The organism is Bacteroides sp. AF25-38AC (assembly GCF_003602995.1).
Taxonomy (GTDB): domain Bacteria; phylum Bacteroidota; class Bacteroidia; order Bacteroidales; family Bacteroidaceae; genus Bacteroides; species Bacteroides uniformis.
In genome coordinates this window covers 139,378-156,445 of record NZ_QTMD01000003.1, presented here as the reverse complement: position 1 = coordinate 156,445, position 17,068 = coordinate 139,378, and the positions used below count along the sequence as shown (strand labels likewise).

Annotated in this window: 14 protein-coding genes; 2 read left to right on the top strand and 12 right to left on the bottom strand. The window is 48.5% G+C overall.

Annotated elements, in window-relative coordinates; translation table 11 throughout:
• Positions 1 to 76: 76 nt before the first annotated feature.
• The 3 genes from DWY55_RS03435 to ychF form a co-directional block, all read right to left on the bottom strand.
• Positions 77 to 997: a ketopantoate reductase family protein gene (locus DWY55_RS03435; protein ID WP_117878347.1), complete on the bottom strand. Its 921-nt coding sequence runs from the start codon at positions 995 to 997 to the stop codon at positions 77 to 79.
• Positions 998 to 1,016: 19 nt separating this feature from the next.
• Positions 1,017 to 1,829 (bottom strand): carboxypeptidase-like regulatory domain-containing protein, encoded by an 813-nt coding sequence (locus DWY55_RS03430; protein ID WP_035447515.1) that lies wholly within the window; start codon positions 1,827 to 1,829, stop codon positions 1,017 to 1,019.
• A 77-nt stretch (positions 1,830 to 1,906) separates the two neighbouring features.
• On the bottom strand, positions 1,907 to 3,010 hold the full coding sequence (gene ychF / locus DWY55_RS03425; RefSeq protein ID WP_008662190.1) for a redox-regulated ATPase YchF: 1,104 nt from the start codon (positions 3,008 to 3,010) through the stop codon (positions 1,907 to 1,909).
• Between the two features lie 339 nt (positions 3,011 to 3,349).
• Here ychF and DWY55_RS03420 point away from each other — a divergent pair, with 339 nt between their 5' ends.
• Positions 3,350 to 4,966: a family 43 glycosylhydrolase gene (locus DWY55_RS03420; RefSeq protein WP_117878344.1), complete on the top strand. Its 1,617-nt coding sequence runs from the start codon at positions 3,350 to 3,352 to the stop codon at positions 4,964 to 4,966.
• Positions 4,967 to 5,236: 270 nt separating this feature from the next.
• On the opposite strand, the gene DWY55_RS03415 is transcribed toward DWY55_RS03420, so the two are convergent.
• The 3 genes from DWY55_RS03415 to polA form a co-directional block, all read right to left on the bottom strand.
• Positions 5,237 to 5,860 (bottom strand): HD domain-containing protein, encoded by a 624-nt coding sequence (locus tag DWY55_RS03415; RefSeq protein ID WP_005826183.1) that lies wholly within the window; start codon positions 5,858 to 5,860, stop codon positions 5,237 to 5,239.
• 133 nt (positions 5,861 to 5,993) lie between these two features.
• Positions 5,994 to 6,386: a DUF3836 domain-containing protein gene (locus DWY55_RS03410; protein WP_005826180.1), complete on the bottom strand. Its 393-nt coding sequence runs from the start codon at positions 6,384 to 6,386 to the stop codon at positions 5,994 to 5,996.
• A 278-nt stretch (positions 6,387 to 6,664) separates the two neighbouring features.
• On the bottom strand, positions 6,665 to 9,520 hold the full coding sequence (polA, locus tag DWY55_RS03405; protein WP_120178015.1) for a DNA polymerase I: 2,856 nt from the start codon (positions 9,518 to 9,520) through the stop codon (positions 6,665 to 6,667).
• A gap of 87 nt (positions 9,521 to 9,607) precedes the next feature.
• Between polA and DWY55_RS03400 the strand changes: the two genes are divergently transcribed.
• Entirely contained in the window at positions 9,608 to 10,582 is a 975-nt protein-coding gene (locus DWY55_RS03400) for a polyprenyl synthetase family protein (RefSeq protein ID WP_008662178.1), read from the top strand.
• An 85-nt stretch (positions 10,583 to 10,667) separates the two neighbouring features.
• On the opposite strand, the gene deoC is transcribed toward DWY55_RS03400, so the two are convergent.
• From deoC to mnmG, 6 genes are all read right to left on the bottom strand, one after another.
• A complete protein-coding gene (gene deoC, locus DWY55_RS03395) occupies positions 10,668 to 11,570 on the bottom strand; it encodes a deoxyribose-phosphate aldolase (protein WP_117878342.1) in 903 nt (300 codons plus the stop codon).
• The gene (locus DWY55_RS03390) at positions 11,557 to 11,895 is read right to left on the bottom strand and encodes a nucleotide pyrophosphohydrolase (protein ID WP_005826173.1); all 339 of its coding nucleotides are present in this window, start codon (positions 11,893 to 11,895) and stop codon (positions 11,557 to 11,559) included. Before DWY55_RS03390 ends, deoC begins: the two co-directional genes overlap by 14 nt.
• Positions 11,895 to 12,347, bottom strand: a complete 453-nt coding sequence (gene dtd / locus DWY55_RS03385; protein WP_005826171.1) for a D-aminoacyl-tRNA deacylase — start codon at positions 12,345 to 12,347, stop codon at positions 11,895 to 11,897. The genes DWY55_RS03390 and dtd overlap by 1 nt, the downstream gene beginning before the upstream one ends.
• 80 nt (positions 12,348 to 12,427) lie before the next feature.
• Complete coding sequence (gene uvrC, locus DWY55_RS03380) at positions 12,428 to 14,248, bottom strand: excinuclease ABC subunit UvrC (RefSeq protein WP_022401911.1); 1,821 nt, start codon at positions 14,246 to 14,248, stop codon at positions 12,428 to 12,430.
• Positions 14,249 to 14,370: 122 nt separating this feature from the next.
• Entirely contained in the window at positions 14,371 to 14,895 is a 525-nt protein-coding gene (locus tag DWY55_RS03375; RefSeq protein WP_005833919.1) for an adenine phosphoribosyltransferase, read from the bottom strand.
• 55 nt (positions 14,896 to 14,950) lie between these two features.
• Positions 14,951 to 16,825, bottom strand: coding sequence for a tRNA uridine-5-carboxymethylaminomethyl(34) synthesis enzyme MnmG (mnmG, locus tag DWY55_RS03370; protein ID WP_005833918.1), 1,875 nt, complete (start codon positions 16,823 to 16,825; stop codon positions 14,951 to 14,953).
• Positions 16,826 to 17,068 lie beyond the last annotated feature (243 nt).

The following is a 17,068-nucleotide window of genomic DNA, read 5'->3' as shown; positions in this document are numbered from 1 at the left end:
AATTAAATTACTGAATTACGGGGTTGTTCGGGACAAAGGTATGAAATTATCTCGTTTGGCAGTTCATCGTGACAGTTTATTTGAATTTCTCCGCCACCATCCTATACGTCGGCACCTCAATCCCTTGTTCCTCTGCAGCCGTAATCATGTCGAACAACAAGCCTTGTACTTCGCTCTGATGCCCTTTGGCCATATCTTTCTGCATGGAGGCGGTACTTTCGGGGGCGAGTTTGTCTATTACTTTGAGGTTATACTGCACGATGTCTTCCTTGAATTCTATACCCAATTTCCTGCCCAAAGCTGCACTCTCTTGTGACAGTCCGATAAAGGTGTCGCGCACTTTGCCCGGTTTCTGGACTTCGCCCATAGGTACGTCGTAATAGGCTCCGGTGACGGCCATAGCAGAAATGAAGGACCACTTGACGAATGTGTCCCGGTCGATGTCGTCGGAGATTTCGGCTTTGATGCCGCTTTCCTGCAAATCGCGTTGCACGGCTTCCAATGTTTCACGGGAAACAATCGTGCCGCGGTGTGCTCCGTAGACGAGCCGGAAAATCTTTCCCATCTGCGTGATTTCTCCCCGTCCGGATACGAATCCTACGATGTAGATGCAGCCGTCGAGCACCGTGACGCCGGGGACCAACCGCTGGATACGGGGACCAGTTCCGTAAACATTCAGGATGGGGATTACCACTGTACGGTCGTGTGAGGCACGTTTGATGAGTTCAGTGATGGAGTCTACGGAATAACCTTTAACGCAGACAAAGATAACATCCGCTTTGCCTTGGAATTCTTCTGCGGTAAATGACGCAACTTTCAGAGAATGTTCACCTTTCAAATCGGAGTGCAGTTGCAATCCGTTTTTGCGTATGGCGGCAAGGTGTTCGCCGCGTGCAATGCAAGTGACGTCTTTGCCGGATAATGAAAGAAAGGCGGCAATGCTTCCGCCTACGCCGCCGGTACCTGCTATGAGGTATTTCAGATTATTGTTTGTCATTTGTAGTGTATGGTTAATGTTATTGAACGTAGTTTTTCTTTTCCATATAGTAAAGCCCTTCGCCGCGGTCACCGTTCTCCATGTCTTCCAGTTCTACTTTGAAGATACGGTAGGGAAGGTCTTTTCTGGGATGCTTGGGCATATCTACTGTCAATAGATAGGCGTTGCCATATTCGTTGCTGTCGAAATACTCTTTTATTTCCTGCTTCATCAGCACGGGGACCTTCTCGCCGTCTATCCAGACGGTGACTTTCAGTTGCCCGGGGCGGGGAGCCATCTGGCATTCTCTGGCTTCTTTGTTTTGTTCTTGTTGCTCAATGTCACCCAGGTTTTCACCGTGTACCAATGACTCGGGCTTTGTTTCTTTCATCCATTGGTAGGTACGTGTCAAGCTCATGGGACGGACGTATATCTGATAAGTAGGCATGGCTCCGGGGATGCGGAAAGCACGCAGACCATAAGCTTCCATACGATGATAACGTATGTCGAGTGTAGTGTCGCGGTCGGCGATGAAATCCCAGGCCCAGAATTCCAGGCGGTGTTCAGTCTCGGGCAGCCCGCTTTTCATGGCAATGTGCGCATAGGAGGGCAGATAAATAGAGGCTGCACTTTGATATTTCCCTTTGGGTATACGGGCCGTGTAATGCCCGTCTTTGTCGGTTATGGCTTCTATGATGTCATTGAACTGCGGGTTTTGCCACCAGACGCTGGCACTGTCTATCGGCTGTCCGTTGTAATCAGTCACCCGTCCGTGAATGGTTACTGAGTCTTGCTGTTGTGCATAAACGGCAGTACAGAACAATAGGAATAAAAGGAAGATAATCTGTTTCACAGTATTGTTATTGTATGGAGTTTATTAGAAAATGGCAATGTACAAAGAAAGTACATTGCCATCTGGAATGAATGTCATTACACATTGAACCTGAAGTGCATAATGTCCCCATCCTGCACCACGTATTCCTTGCCTTCCACACCCAGCTTTCCGGCTTCGCGCACGGCGGCTTCGCTGCCGTACTTGATATAATCCTCATACTTGATGACCTCTGCCCGGATGAATCCCTTTTCAAAATCCGTATGGATAACGCCGGCGCATTGTGGAGCCTTCCAGCCCTTGCGATAGGTCCATGCTTTTACTTCCATCTCTCCGGCAGTGATGAAGGTTTCGAGGTTCAGCAGGCTGTAGATAGCTTTAATCAAACGGTTGCAGCCGCTTTCTTTCAGTCCCAGGTCTTCGAGGAACATCTGCTTTTCTTCGTATGTCTCCAGTTCGGCGATGTCGGCCTCGGTCTGGGCGGAGATGATGATGAGTTCCGCATCCTCACCCTTGATGGCTTCACGCACCTGCTCTACGTACTGGTTGCCGCTGGCGGCACTGACGTCATCCACGTTGCAGACGTAGAGCACGGGTTTGGTGGTGAGCAGGAACATCTGCTTGGCACATTGTTCCTCGTCGTCGTTCTGTGGGATGACGGTGCGGGCGCTTTGTCCTTGTTCCAGGGCATCCTTGTAGCGGAGCAGGAGTTCGTACTCTATCTTTGCCGCCTTGTCGCCACCCACTTTGGCAATCTTCTCTACACGCTTGATGCGGTTTTCCACCGTGTCGAGGTCCTTCAGTTGCAGCTCTGTGTCGATGATTTCCTTGTCGCGCACGGGGTTCACCGAACCGTCCACGTGGACGATGTTGCCGTTGTCGAAGCAGCGCAGCACGTGAATGATGGCGTCGCACTCGCGGATGTTGCCCAAGAACTGGTTGCCGAGTCCTTCACCTTTGCTGGCGCCCTTCACCAGTCCGGCAATGTCTACGATGTCGCACACGGCAGGTACGATACGCCCCGGGTGAACCAGCTCGGCGAGCTTCGTCAGTCGTTCGTCGGGTACGGACACTTGTCCCATTTGGGCGTCGATTGTACAGAACGGGAAGTTTGCCGCTTGTGCCTTTGCGCTGCTCAAGCAGTTGAAAAGAGTGGATTTTCCTACGTTGGGAAGGCCCACGATACCAGCTTTTAATGCCATAGTGTTATCTTGTTTTTTTAGTTATTGTTCAGTTAATTGGATGCAAAGATAGTGCAAACCGAATGCAGAATAAAATGAACTCGTTCATTTTTTATGCTGAGGTGCAGCCTATCTTCGCTTTTTTTAGCAAAGATAGTGCAAACCGGACAAACTTACTGAAAAATAGCTGATTTTTGCATACACCAACGAAGAAAGGAGGAGATGGGAGAGCCGCCGGAACGGTATTTAGAAATTCGTATTGAACGTGTTAATTTGCATTAAAAGCATGACGATGAAACGATAAATTGATAGTTTTGTCGCAATTATAATTTAAGTATCATTCTATAAATCAATGCGATTATGAAAAACAAAGTAAGAAAAATTCTGATGATTTTATCATGTCTCATCAGCTTGTCTTTTACATTATCTGCACAGAATCCTTATCTGCCGCTTTGGGAATTTATTCCTGATGGTGAGCCCTATGTGTTTGAGGATCCTGACTGTCCCGGCAAGTACCGTGTCTATATTTATGGTTCGCACGACAATCTCAAGTGGATGTATTGCGGACGTGACCAAGTGGTGTGGTCGGCACCCATAGAGGACCTGACCCGTTGGAGATATGACGGCGTGATATTTAAAGTCAATGAGTCGCCCGAGCTGTATAAACTGAATGCTGATGGAACCGACGACGTGCTTTTTGCCCCTGACGTGACAGTAACTACCGATGCCGATGGTAAGAAAACTTACTACCTCTTTCCGAATAATCAAGGTAGTGGACGCAATTCCATGATTGCCAAAAGCGACCGTCCCGATGGTCCGTTTACGGTATGCAATTGGAACAAGGAACGTCCTCGTGAGACTTTCGGCTGTTTGGGATTCGACCCCGCAGTGTTTGTTGATGATGATGGACGCGTGTATGGTTATTGGGGATTTGGCATTTCGCATGGCGCGGAGTTGGACCCTGCTACCATGTGCACGGTAAAGCCCGGTACCGAAGTGGTGGAGAATATGATTTCAGGCTATCGGCAGGAAGGTATATTCCGCTTCTTTGAGGCATCTTCTATCCGCAAGATTGAGGATAAATATGTGTTTATCTATAGCCGTACTACCGCTGAGGGTGAAGATGGCCTGCCCAACGCCAGCAACTATACGTTGGCCTATGCCTACAGCAAGCATCCCTTGGGCCCGTGGACTTATGGTGGGACAATCATCGATGCGCGGGCGCGCGAATATGATGAAAAAGGCAATGTGATAGCTTCGGCCATGCCCGGTGGAAATACGCATGGCAGTATCTGCAAGATAGGTGAGCAATGGTACGTGTTCTATCATCGCCAGATAGGTACCGATTGCTATGCACGCCAAGCTATGGTGTCGGCCATTGATGTAAAGGTGGAAAAAGGAAAAGGCGGGAAAGTCGTGATTTCACGCGGAGAGTTCAATTCTGAAGGCTTCCTTCTTGAAGGGCTCAATCCTATGCAGCGCATCTCGGCCGGGCTGGCTTGTTGGCACACCAATCCCGGAGGAATCAAAGAGGTCTATCCCCATTATGTGTATACGGGGTCTTATATCCGGCCTGTGTACCGGGATAATAATCCCTATGCCGGCGATAACAACCACAAAATCCCGTTCGCTCCGGTGGTGAATAACACAAGTGGGTCGATTGTAGGATATAAATACTTGAATATGAATGCCGTTCCGCGAGATAAGTCTTTGCAGATGCAGTTAAGGTTGAAGGCTGAAGATACCGATGGGCGCATCCGCATCATGCTGGGTAGCCCTTGGACAACAAAAGGCGGTGTAGAGATAGGACTTGTGAATGTGAAGGCTGGCAGCACTTGCAGGGAGTTCTATGCTTCGCTCTCTATTCCGGCAAAGCTGCATAAGGGAAAGCAGCCGCTCTTCTTTGTCTTCGAATCAGAGACCGAAGGCCAGTCCATCTGTGAGTTTTATGATTTCCTCATGTTGGCACGCCCATAAGTCTTTATACTTATGGAGGCGGATACTTATCTTGTGAGACCTTCTAAATAGAGCTATTGTATTAGTTCACAGCACTGAACACTTTGTTACACCCCGTCGGAACAGATTGTTTCTCTTGTATGAAACGACTTGTTTCGACGGGATAAAACGATTTGTTCCGTTATAGGAAACACTTTGTTTCCTTATAGAGAACACTCTGTTCCATTATAGGAAACAAACCGTTTCCATAGTCGGAAATGAAATGGGGCATATGCTTCATTGATACCGCTATTACTTTTCCTCCTCGAATATTCGGTTGAAAACTTGCCGCAGCTGTCCTTCGTCTGCGATAATGGCTTGGAGCTTCTTCAGCTGTTCCGCATTCTTCCCCTCGGGAAACCAGAGCTTCAGATAACCGCCAGGTGCATATTTTGCCATGAGATGCTGATGGAACCGCTGGTAGTGCCACTCCTTGTCGGCGGCAGGATTCTGTTTCAATCCGTACTGCACGGTGCGGCGCAGGGTGATGTCCGGGTCGATGATACGGTCCGCTTCGGCAACAATCTTGCCGTAGATGCTACGAGGTTCGTGGTCTGTAGAGGCCCGGTGGTCCTCTACGGCTTCTTTCATGAGGAGGATTTCCGTGTCGGAGAACCATTGCCGCAGGGTGGAGTCCGCCATCAGTATCTCGCCGGAGACAAGGTGGTGGGTGGCGCGGTCGCGGCACAGTCCCGTGTCATGGTAGGCGGCAATGACGTATGCCAGGCGTTCGTCCGCTTCGGGATATTGCCGGGCGAGGGCAAGGCTTTCTTCGATGACGGTACGGACGTGTGAGAGGTTGTGTGCCTTGTCAAACTCCTTGTACCGGGGAATGATTGCTGTCTCGATGTAGGTAATGAGGGTCTCGGGTATCATGTGGCATTCCTTTTTAGGAGGCGAAGATATAATAAAAGAGCCGGAATGTGCGAATCATTCCGGCTCTTTTATGAAAGGTTTCGGTTATTGTTGTTAGGAATAAGATTTCTTACTTTAAGAGAGAGTTTGTCAATTACATGTTAGGGTTGTCCATGATTACTGTCATCTCGGGAACCAGTATGTATTCGCCTTTCTTGTTGTTCCATTTGTAGTATGTGGTAGTCATCGTCTTGCCTTGGTATGCATAGCGGATGCACATGTCCTTGCCCCATGTATTCTTGGTGCTGTTCCATTTCAGGGCTTCGCTTTCCGTCATGCGGTTCTGGTCGTCGTACTTATAATTGTACTTCATATAGTTGGCAAGCGTGTTTCCGTCCATCTTGTATACGGTCTCTGCCACCTTCATGCCATTTACTTCTTCCGAATTGTAAATGAGGTTGCTCTTATTGTCGGCTGAGGCATTTAATCCGCAAACTAAGAGAAGTGCTGAAACAATCACTGTTTTTAAAGATACTTTTGCTTTCATGGTTTTATGTCTTTTTTAGTTTAACTTTCTATTTTCTATCAATATATCATTGATTTCGCTGCAAAGGTACGTATTAAATTGACATAAATATAAATATTGGATTAAATTTTATCAATATGTCAGTAGTGAGGGTTTCGGTATGCTTTCCTTTTGGCAAGATTGGTGAATAAAAAATATCCGGCAGTGAGGTCGCCGGATATTCTGATGAGCAAACTGTATTTGGAAAGGATTGCTTCTGTTGCTTTCTGATTGTAAGTTAAATAAAGTTATTGGGCTGTTTAGTGTGCCTGCAACCAGTTGTTTCCCCACCCACAATCGGCTTTCAGGGGTACGTACATGCGATATGCCTGCTCCATCTCTTCGATTACGATTTTCTGTACAAGCTCTTTTTCTGCCTCTGGAACGCTGAAATTTAGTTCGTCATGGACCTGCAAAATCATCTTTGCTTTCAGATTGTAAGCTTGGAAGCGCTGATAGATGTGTGCCATCGCTACTTTTATGATGTCGGCGGCACTTCCCTGGATGGGGGCGTTGATGGCATTCCGTTCGGCATAGCCCCGTACCACCCCGTTTCTTGAGTTGATGTCCGGCAGGAAGCGCTTGCGGTGGAAGATGGTTTCCACGTAACCTTGCTCGCGTGCCACCCGGATGCTTTTGTCCATATACTCCTTCACTTGCGGGTAGGTTTCAAAGTAGCCGTCTATCAGCTCTTTGGCTTCTTGGCGGGAAACGCCCATGCGTTCGGCAAGCCCGAAGACGGAGATGCCGTAGATGATGCCGAAGTTTGCCGTTTTTGCCTTGCGGCGCATGTCGGCGGTTACGTCGTTTATGTCTATCTTATATATCTTGGCAGCGGTGGCGGCGTGGATGTCGTGTCCGCTGAGGAAGGCGTCTATCATGTTCTTATCTTCGCTGAGGTGTGCCATGATGCGCAGCTCTATCTGCGAGTAGTCGGCAGAGAAGAACTCGCAGCCGGTGTCGGGGATGAACGCCTTGCGGATTTCCTTTCCGTCTTCGTCGCGGATGGGGATGTTCTGCAGGTTGGGATTGCTGGAGCTGAGGCGTCCGGTAGCGGTCACCGCCTGGTTGAAGGAGGTGTGGATGCGTCCCGTGCGCGGGTTGATGAGCTGGGGTAGGGCATCTATATAGGTGCTCAGCAGCTTCTTCAGTCCACGGTATTCCAGTATCTTTCCGATGATGTCGTGCTTGCTGCGGTAGCTCTGCAGCACCTCTTCGGAAGTGACGTATTGTCCGGTCTTGGTCTTTTTGGCCTTCTCCACGATTTTCAGCTTGTCGAAGAGCACTTCGCCTACCTGCTTGGCGGAGCTGATGTTGAATGTTTCGCCAGCCATCTCGTAGATTTCCTTCTCAATCTCCTGCAGACGGACGGTGAAGTGTTGGGACGATTGCTTCAAGGCTTCCGTGTCGAGCAGCACTCCGTTGCTCTCTATATTGACAAGTACGGGCACGAGCGGCATTTCTATTTCGTAGAACAGATGTTCGGCACCTTGCTCCTTCAGTTCCTTTTCCAGCACGTTTTTCAGTTTGAGGGTGACGTCCGCATCCTCGCAGGCATAACGGTAGACATCTTCGGGCGGAAGGTCGCGCATGTTCTTTTGGTTTTTGCCTCGCGCTCCAATTAGCTCATCGATGTGGATGGTCTGGTAGTGCAGGTAGATTTCCGCCAGATAGTCCATGTTGTGTCGCAGTTCGGGTTGAAGCACGTAGTGGGCAAGCATGGTGTCGAAAAGTTTGCCTTTCACCTGGACGCCGTAATTTTGGAGGATAATCATATCGTACTTGATATTTTGTCCCACCTTCATGGATTTCTCGTTTTCGAAGAGGGGACGGAATTCGTTTACAATTTTTAAGACTTCCTCTCGTTCGGCGGGAACGGGTACGTAGTATGCACGGTTTTCGGCATCACTGAAGCTCATTCCTACAAGTTCGGCGTCCATTGGCTCGGTTCCGGTAGTCTCGGTATCTATTGAGAGAATTTCGCTTGTAAGTAACTTTTGAATAATTTCTGCTCTTTTATCTTCTGTATCAATGAGTTGGTAGTCTATATCGAGCATTTCTAACCGCGTCAGGTTTGAATTTTCAGAAACGCCCGTCCCCTCGCCCGCAAAATTTGCAAACAAATCGCCTTGAATCGGGGCGCTGTTTTCGGGAGTGGAGGTTTGCGGCTGGGCAAACAGAGTCCCGGCAAAGAGGTCGGGTACCGGAGAGGTTGGAGTAGGGGAGGACGAATTGCCGCTTCCCTTTTTGAGTACCCGGTCGATGAGTGTGCGGAATTCCAACTCCTCGAAAATCTTGCGGAGTTCTTCTTCGTTCGGTTCTTCGCGGACGAGCGAATCCATGTCGAGCTGAATGGGAACATCTGTTTTGATGGTGGCAAGGAATTTGGAGAAGGTAATCATCTCGCGGTTGGTCTCCACTTTCGTTTTCAGTGCGCCTTTCAGCTGGTCGGTATGCTCCAGCAGATTTTCGATGCTGCCGAATTCGGCAATCAGTTTCTGTGCGGTTTTCTCGCCCACACCCGGACAGCCGGGGATGTTGTCGGAAGCATCACCCATCAGTCCCAGCATGTCGATGACCTGCTCGGTGGTCTGTATGTTGAACTTGGTTTTTACTTCTTCGGTACCCATCACTTCGAATCCGCCGGTGTGCTTGGGGCGGTACATGAAGACGCGGTCCGATACCAGTTGCCCGTAGTCCTTGTCGGGAGTCATCATATAGGTGGTGATGCCCTGCCGTCCGGCTTCGGTGGCGAGCGTGCCTATCACGTCGTCGGCTTCGTAGCCGGATACTTCGAGGATGGGAATGCGGTAGGCGCGGATGATGTCCTTTATAATAGGTACGGAAAGGCGGATGGCCTCGGGTGTCTCCTCGCGCTGTGCCTTGTATTGCTCGTAGGCCTCGTGGCGGAAGGTGGGGCCCGACGGGTCGAAGGCTACTCCTATGTGTGTGGGATTCTCTTTTTTGAGCACTTCTTCCAGGGTGTTTACAAAGCCCAGAATGGCCGAAGTGTTGAATCCTTTTGAATTGATTCTCGGGTTCTTGATGAACGCGTAATAGGCTCGATATATCAGTGCATAGGCATCGAGCAAAAACAGTTTATCGATTGAATTCATACATTTAATCCTTTTTTTCATGGTAAAAGTACAAAAAAATACCGTATTAACCGTTTTATTACTATTTTTGTAGGCAAATAGCGATGCATGGACAACTCATCATTGATAAAATCTCCGATTTCTGAGGAATTGGAGGACTTCAAGAAGCTTTTTGAAAGTACTCTCTCCAGTTCCAACCTTTTGCTGAACAGCGTAATTGCGCATATCCGGCAGAAGAACGGGAAGATGATGCGCCCCATTCTGGTGCTTCTGGCTGCGAAGCTTTTTGGCAAGGTATGTCCTGCAACCCTGCATGCTGCGGTTGCGTTGGAACTTCTTCATAATGCCAGCCTTGTGCACGATGATGTAGTGGACGAAAGTACTGAACGCCGTGGACAACTCTCCGTTAATGCCATTTTCAATAATAAAGTAGCCGTACTGGCAGGCGATTATCTGCTTGCAACAGCGTTGGTGCAAGTGGGCATGACCCGTAACCATGACATTATCGACATCGTCTCCTGCCTGGGGCAGGATTTGGCAGATGGTGAACTTCTGCAGCTTTCCAACGTCAGCAATCTCCATTTCTCCGAGGAAGTCTATTTCGACGTTATCCGCAAGAAGACGGCCGTGCTCTTTGCAGCTTGTACGAAGGCGGGCGCTCTCTCGGTGGGAGCCAGCGATGAAAAGGCGGAATCTGCGCGTCTGTTCGGTGAATATATCGGGCTTTGTTTTCAGATAAAGGATGATATTTTCGATTACTCCGAGAGCAAGGAAATAGGCAAACCTACCGGAAATGATATGGTGGAGGGGAAGTTGACTCTACCTGCGCTTCATGTGCTCAATACCGTGAAGGATAAAACAGCGGAAGAAATTGCCGTAAAGATAAAGAATGGGGAGGCAACGCCTGGCGAAATAGCCCATTTAATCGAATTTACCAAGCAGAATGGTGGTATAGAGTATGCTTCGCAAGTGATGTATGACTATAAGGAAAAGGCTCTTTCTTTGCTGGCTTCTTTGCCCGATACGGAGGTAAAAGTAGCGCTAGCCGGGTATCTGGATTATGTGGTAGAGCGGGAAAAATGACGGAACTGTTTCCGGTTGATAATATGAGAAAGCCTGATGGAACCCACTCCATCAGGCTTTATTTATAGGTAAATACAGCTTTCTCTTAGAAGAATTTCATCTCTTCACCCTTGATTTCCGAAAGCAGCAGGTTGGCAAGACGACTGGTTCCCAGACGGAACAGCTCGTTGTTCAGCCATTCTTCGCCGAGCACTTCCTTGACGATGGTGTAATAAATCAGTGCATCGTTCACGCAGTTGATTCCTCCTGCGGGCTTAAAGCCTACCTTGATACCCGTCAGCTCGTGATATTCCTTGATGGTCTGGCACATAACCAGGGCGGCCTCCGGCGTGGCGGCAGGCTGCTGCTTGCCGGTGGAAGTCTTGATGAAATCGGCACCCGAATACATGGAAAGGATGGATGCTTTTTTGATGTTCGAAGCCGTCTTCAAAGCTCCGGTTTCGAGGATTACCTTCATGTGGTGCTCTTTGCAGGTTGCTTTGAGTTCTTGTATCTCCTCGCACATGCCTTCATAGTCTCCCGCCAGGAACTTGCCCACCGAAATAACGATGTCTATTTCATCGGCGCCTTCCATCAGTGCCATGGCAGTTTCTGCCACTTTCACTTCAATGAAAGTCTGGGAGGAGGGGAAACCTGCTGATACACAAGCTATTTTTACATCTTCCACTTCCAGCGTGTCTTTTACGACTTCTGCAAAATTGGGGTATACACAGATGGCTGCCACATTCTTCAGGTCGGGGAACTCTTCGTCGAATTTATTCACTTTCTGGGTGAATTTCATGACGCTTTCGTCGCTGTCCGTACTGTTCAGTGTGGTGAGGTCAATGCAGTTGAAAAGGAATTTCTTTACCTCCGGCGTGTTGTTTGCCGGCACTTTCTCTGCAATGATTCTGGCAGCTTGTGCAGCTATTTCCGCATCATCCAGTTGGGTGTTGTACTTTGCCAGGGCGGCGTCATACTTACTCTGGGTAGGCTCATTCTTCTCCATGGTCTTTCAATTTAGGGTTATTGATATGTCTTGTCTGGTCACGTCTGGTTTTCTTCTCGAAGTTGCGGCAGAAGGCGTCTGTCAGGTTCACTCCGGTCTGGTTCGCAAGGCAGAGAAGTACCCAAAGAACATCTGCCATCTCATCGTCGAGATTGTCTTTTTCTCCTTTCTTGAAGGATTGGTCGCCATACTTGCGTGCCATGACGCGGGCGAGTTCGCCCACTTCTTCGGTCAGTATCGCCATATTGGTGAGTTCGCTGAAATAGCGCACTCCGTATTCCTTTATCCAGGAATCCACTTGTTTCTGTGCTTCTTCTAACGTCATTATTCCTTGTTTTTTGTATCTATACAGATGGTCACGGGACCATCGTTCATCAGTTCTACTTTCATATCGGCACCAAATTCGCCGGTACCTATTTCTTTACCTAATGCTAAACTCAGTTCCCGGCAGAATTGTTCGTACAGTGGGACGGATATTTCCGGCCGTGCTGCCCGTATGTAGGAGGGACGGTTGCCTTTCTTGGTGGAGGCGTGGAGGGTGAACTGGCTGATAACCAGTATCTCGCCGTCTGCTTCAAGAATGGATTTGTTCATTACGCCGTTTTCGTCATCGAAAATGCGCAGGTTGACTATCTTCTTGCAAAGCCAGTCGATATCTTCTTTTCCATCGGATTCTTCGATGCCTACGAGTATCATGAGGCCCTTTCCAATGGAGGCTTTGCAGGTTCCGTTGATGGTGACGGAAGCGTGTCCGGCACGTTGTATCACTACTCTCATGTTGTTCTTGTCTTTTTGAGGGGACAAAGTTACGAATTAATTCGTTGTGTGCATGGCTCTGCAGGCTGATTTATCAGTCATTATTTCTCTGAGAAATAGGTCTGGATGATTTTGGCTTTCGCTTCTCCCACCACGGCGGCAAGCTCCTCGGCAGATGCTTCGCGGATACGCTTCACGCTTTTGAACTCCTTGAGCAACGTGCTTTTTGTCTTTTCACCGATACCTTTTATCTCGTCCAGTGCGGAGGCAATCTGCCGTTTGCTGCGCTTGTCGCGGTGGAAGGTAATGGCGAAGCGGTGCACTTCATCTTGAATCTGCGTCAGCAGTCGGAAGAGGGGGGTGTTCTGTTTCAATCCGATGGTCTGGGGAGGGTAGCCATACAATAGCTCGGAAGTGCGGTGTTTGCCATCTTTGGCAAGTCCGGCGATGGGGATGTTCAGGCCAAGCTCGTCTATCGCCTCTTTTACGGCGCTCATTTGCCCTTTTCCGCCGTCGGTGATAAGAAGGTCGGGCAGGGGTGCTTTCTCTTCTATAGCGCGCTGATAGCGCCGTTTTACGACCTCTTTCATGGAGGCATAGTCATCCGGTCCCTCTACGGTCTTGATATTGTACTTGCGGTAATCCTTCTTGGAAGGTTTCCCCTTGACGAAGACCACGCACCCGGCCACGGGGTCGGAACCCTGGATGTTGGAGTTGTCGAAACATTCTATCTGCATGGGCAGGCGGTCCAGGTGCAGCTCTTGCTGTATCTCTTTCAGCAGGCGCACGGTCCGTTGCTCCGGATTCAGCTTTTCGGCTTGCTTCAGGCGGTCGGCTTTGTACTGCTTCACATTGAGGATGGAGAGTTCCAGCAGTTTCTTTTTGTCTCCCCGTTGCGGAATGGTAAAGACGACATCTTTCAGCTCCATATCCAGCTCAAAAGGCACGATGATTTCACGAGAAAGGCTCTTGTATCTTTCCCGCATTTCGATGATGCCGAGAGAGAGCAGTTCTTCTTTGCTCTCATTCAATCGTTTCTTGTATTCAAAGGTGAAAGCCTGGTTGATGGCACCGTTCGTAATGTGCAGGTAGTTGACAAAAGCGGACTTTTCATCGCTGTCTTCCTCGATGGAGAACACGTCGATATTGTGCAGCACGTTGCTTACCACTTCCGATTTCGCCCGGTAGTTTTCCAGCAGCAGGTATTTCTTCTTTATCTTCTGTGCTTCTTCAAACTTCATTTCGGCTGCCAGTTCCTGCATTTGCTGGAAAAGCATCCGTTCTATCTCCTGGGTATTCCCTTTGAGTATTTCCTTGATTTCAGCGATGTTTTTCAGATACTCTTCCTGGCTTTGCTTCCCGATGCAAGGTCCTGCACAGTTCTTGATGTGGTATTCCAGGCAAACATTGAACTTTCCGGCACGTATGTTTTCCGGAGAGAGGTTCAGGTGGCATGTACGCAAAGGGTACAGATGCTTGATGAGGTCGAGTAATGCGTACATGGAAGGTATATGGCTGTAAGGGCCATAATAGGAGGAACCGTTACGGATTATCTTCCGGGTTCTGAATACACGTGGAAAGTATTCGTTCTGCACGCAGATGCTGGGATACGTCTTGTCGTCTTTCAACAGTACGTTGTAGCGAGGCTTGTATTTCTTGATAAGATTGTTTTCCAGCAATAGCGCGTCTTCTTCCGTATTCACCACGATATATCGGATATCTGCAATCTTGCTGACCAGCACCCTCGTCTTTCCCGGTTCGTGCTCCCGGTTGAAGTAGGAAGACACTCTTCGCTTCAGATTCTTTGCCTTTCCTACATATATAATAGTCCCTTCGGTATTCAGATATTGGTAAATACCGGGACTTTCGGGAAGGTTGGATACAATCCCTTTGAGGTAGTCGTTAGTTCTGAGTTCTTCCATAATACCGACGTTTCACCACAGATTACACAGATTAGCGCAGATTTCTCTTCGATAAAACTGTGTTTTGTGGTGGATAAATAATCTGTGTTAATCTGTGTAATCTGTGGTGAAATATGAAATGGCTAAAGCGACAGCACAGCCTCCACTTCCACATCATCTCCAAACACATCCTTGCCATGAAGCTCTTTCAGCTCGATGATGAAGTTTACATACACTTTCTTGGGGTTCATCTGTTTCACCAGTTTGCAGGCGGCTTCCATTGTTCCACCGGTTGCCAGCAAGTCGTCGTGTAGCAATACTACATCGTCTTCATTGATGGCATCCTTGTGCATCTGCACGGTGTCTTTGCCATATTCTTTCTCATAGCTCTCTTCGATGGTTTCTGCAGGAAGTTTTCCCGGCTTGCGGATAGGAACGAAGCCTGCTCCCAGTCTGGTGGCGAGAATGGGGCCCATAATGAAACCTCTTGATTCTATACCCACTACTTTGGTTATTCCTTTGTCCTTATACATCTCGTACAGTGTGTCCGAGAGCTCCTGCAGGGCAGCAGGTTCCTTGAACAAGGTAGTTACATCGTAGAATAGAATTCCCGGAATGGGGAAGTCGGGTATTTCCCGGATGCTTTTGGCAAGCGTTTCTTTGCTCATAATCAGTTATTTAATAGGTTTATTGAATTCTTTGTTTCACGTGGAACTTTGCGTTCTATCGTCCGCAAAGTACCAGTAGCACGTTGATGTCGCTCGGAGATACTCCCGGAATCCGACTCGCTTGGGCTATTGTTTCCGGATCTATCTTCATCAGCTTCTGTCTGGCTTCGGTGGAAAGGGATTGAATGGAATTATAGTCAAACTTACCTTTTATCTTGATGCTTTCCAATCTTGCCAACTTATCCGCAATAATCCGTTCGCGCCCGATGTATCCCTCGTACTTGATGAGTATTTCTGCAGCTTCTACAATTTCTTCCTTTCTATCGGATATTTTATCCAGTTCTCGTTTAAAGGCACTGACGTGTTCGGCAATGTTCTCAATCGTTATCTGCGGACGGTTTATCAAATCTATCAATTTGCATCCCTGGCGCAGTGGAGTAGTGCCGAGCTGCTCCAATACCGGATTGATTAATGCCGGTTTCATCGAGTAATTCCGCGCGAAGTCTATAATCCAGTTCACGGCTTCACGTTTTTCTGTCAGCAGCTTGTACCGCTCTTCCTTGACGAGTCCCAGCTTCCAGGCTTTTTCCGTGAGTCGCATGTCCGCATCATCCATACGGAGCAGGATGCGATATTCGGCACGGGAAGTAAACATACGGTAAGGCTCGTCCACGCCTTTTGTTACCAAATCGTCGATTAAAACGCCGATATATGCTTCATCCCTTGCAAGGGTGAACGGCTCTCCGCCGTGGCAATTGATGTGGGCGTTGATGCCAGCCATGATTCCTTGTCCGGCAGCTTCCTCGTAACCGGTTGTTCCGTTTACTTGTCCGGCAAAGAACAGATTCTTTATATTCTTCGTTTCCAGCGTATGTTTCAGTTGGGTGGGGTCAAAGAAGTCGTATTCGATGGCATAGCCCGGGCGGTAGATGACCAAATCTCTGAATGCCGGTATCTTTTTCAATGCTGCAATCTGGATGTCCATGGGCAATGAAGAAGAGAATCCATTCAAGTAGAGCTCTTGGGTTGTTTCCCCTTCGGGCTCCAGGAAAAGCTGGTGCTGCGGTTTGTCGGGGAAAGTCACAATCTTGGTTTCTATACTGGGGCAATAACGTGGGCCGATACTTTGGATTTGTCCGTTGAAAAGGGGAGAATCCGGCAGACCTTCCTGCAGGATGCGGTGTGCTTCTTCGTTGGTGAAGCAGGTCCAGCAAGGGAGCTGTTTCAAATGGCGTACATGAGTGTCCATGAACGAGAACTTGTGGAAGTCACATTCTCCGTCTTGGATTTCCATATCCTCATAATGCACGCTGCGTCCATCTATGCGTACGGGGGTTCCCGTCTTCATGCGTCCAAAGGTGATGCCATGCTTTGCGATGGATTCGGTTAATTGGTAGGATGCAGGTTCTGCCATACGTCCGCCTGGAAGCATGGTACGTCCCACGTGCATCAGTCCATTGAGGAAAGTTCCTGCGGTGAGTACTACACATTTGGCATGGAACGTTACTCCCCATAATGTGACTACTCCCGTAATCTCACCGTTTTCAACGAGGATTTCCTGCACGGTATCCTGCCAGATATGCAGGTTGGGGATATTTTCCAGTATCTCTCTCCATGCCCAGATGAATTTGTTGCGGTCGCACTGCGCGCGCGGACTCCACATAGCGGGACCTTTGGAACGGTTCAGTATACGGAACTGTATGGCTGTCTGGTCTGTCACCAATCCCATATATCCTCCCAAGGCGTCTATTTCGCGTACTATCTGTCCTTTGGCGATGCCTCCCACTGCCGGGTTACAACTCATCTGTCCGATTTTGTTCATATCCATTGTGATAAGACAAGTCTTCGAACCCAGGTTTGCAGCAGCGGCAGCGGCTTCGCATCCTGCGTGTCCGGCGCCGATTACAATAACGTCATACTTAAACTCCATTCGTTCAGTGTATTTTAAAACTGTGCAAAGTTACGAAAAAAGTTGTATGCCGGGACGTGTCATATCTTAAAATCCGGATATATCTTCTTTGGCATTGCTTATATTTCCGTATCCAGCATCATACTTATTGCTTGGAATGCTTAGGCTATAGACATATTGCTTGTGTTTAGCTTAAAATACAATCAAAATGAAGCTTTTTGAATACTATTGCTTTTCTTTTTGAAAAAGATACATACCTTTGCA

Coding starts and splice junctions, on each gene's coding strand:
- DWY55_RS03435 (WP_117878347.1), bottom strand. CDS start 997: ATGACAAACAATAATCTGAAATACCTCATAGCAGGTACCGGCGGCGTA.
- ychF (WP_008662190.1), bottom strand. CDS start 3,010: ATGGCATTAAAAGCTGGTATCGTGGGCCTTCCCAACGTAGGAAAATCC.
- DWY55_RS03420 (WP_117878344.1), top strand. CDS start 3,350: ATGAAAAACAAAGTAAGAAAAATTCTGATGATTTTATCATGTCTCATC.
- DWY55_RS03415 (WP_005826183.1), bottom strand. CDS start 5,860: ATGATACCCGAGACCCTCATTACCTACATCGAGACAGCAATCATTCCC.
- DWY55_RS03410 (WP_005826180.1), bottom strand. CDS start 6,386: ATGAAAGCAAAAGTATCTTTAAAAACAGTGATTGTTTCAGCACTTCTC.
- polA (WP_120178015.1), bottom strand. CDS start 9,520: ATGAATTCAATCGATAAACTGTTTTTGCTCGATGCCTATGCACTGATA.
- DWY55_RS03400 (WP_008662178.1), top strand. CDS start 9,608: ATGGACAACTCATCATTGATAAAATCTCCGATTTCTGAGGAATTGGAG.
- deoC (WP_117878342.1), bottom strand. CDS start 11,570: ATGGAGAAGAATGAGCCTACCCAGAGTAAGTATGACGCCGCCCTGGCA.
- DWY55_RS03390 (WP_005826173.1), bottom strand. CDS start 11,895: ATGACGTTAGAAGAAGCACAGAAACAAGTGGATTCCTGGATAAAGGAA.
- dtd (WP_005826171.1), bottom strand. CDS start 12,347: ATGAGAGTAGTGATACAACGTGCCGGACACGCTTCCGTCACCATCAAC.
- uvrC (WP_022401911.1), bottom strand. CDS start 14,248: ATGGAAGAACTCAGAACTAACGACTACCTCAAAGGGATTGTATCCAAC.
- DWY55_RS03375 (WP_005833919.1), bottom strand. CDS start 14,895: ATGAGCAAAGAAACGCTTGCCAAAAGCATCCGGGAAATACCCGACTTC.
- mnmG (WP_005833918.1), bottom strand. CDS start 16,825: ATGGAGTTTAAGTATGACGTTATTGTAATCGGCGCCGGACACGCAGGA.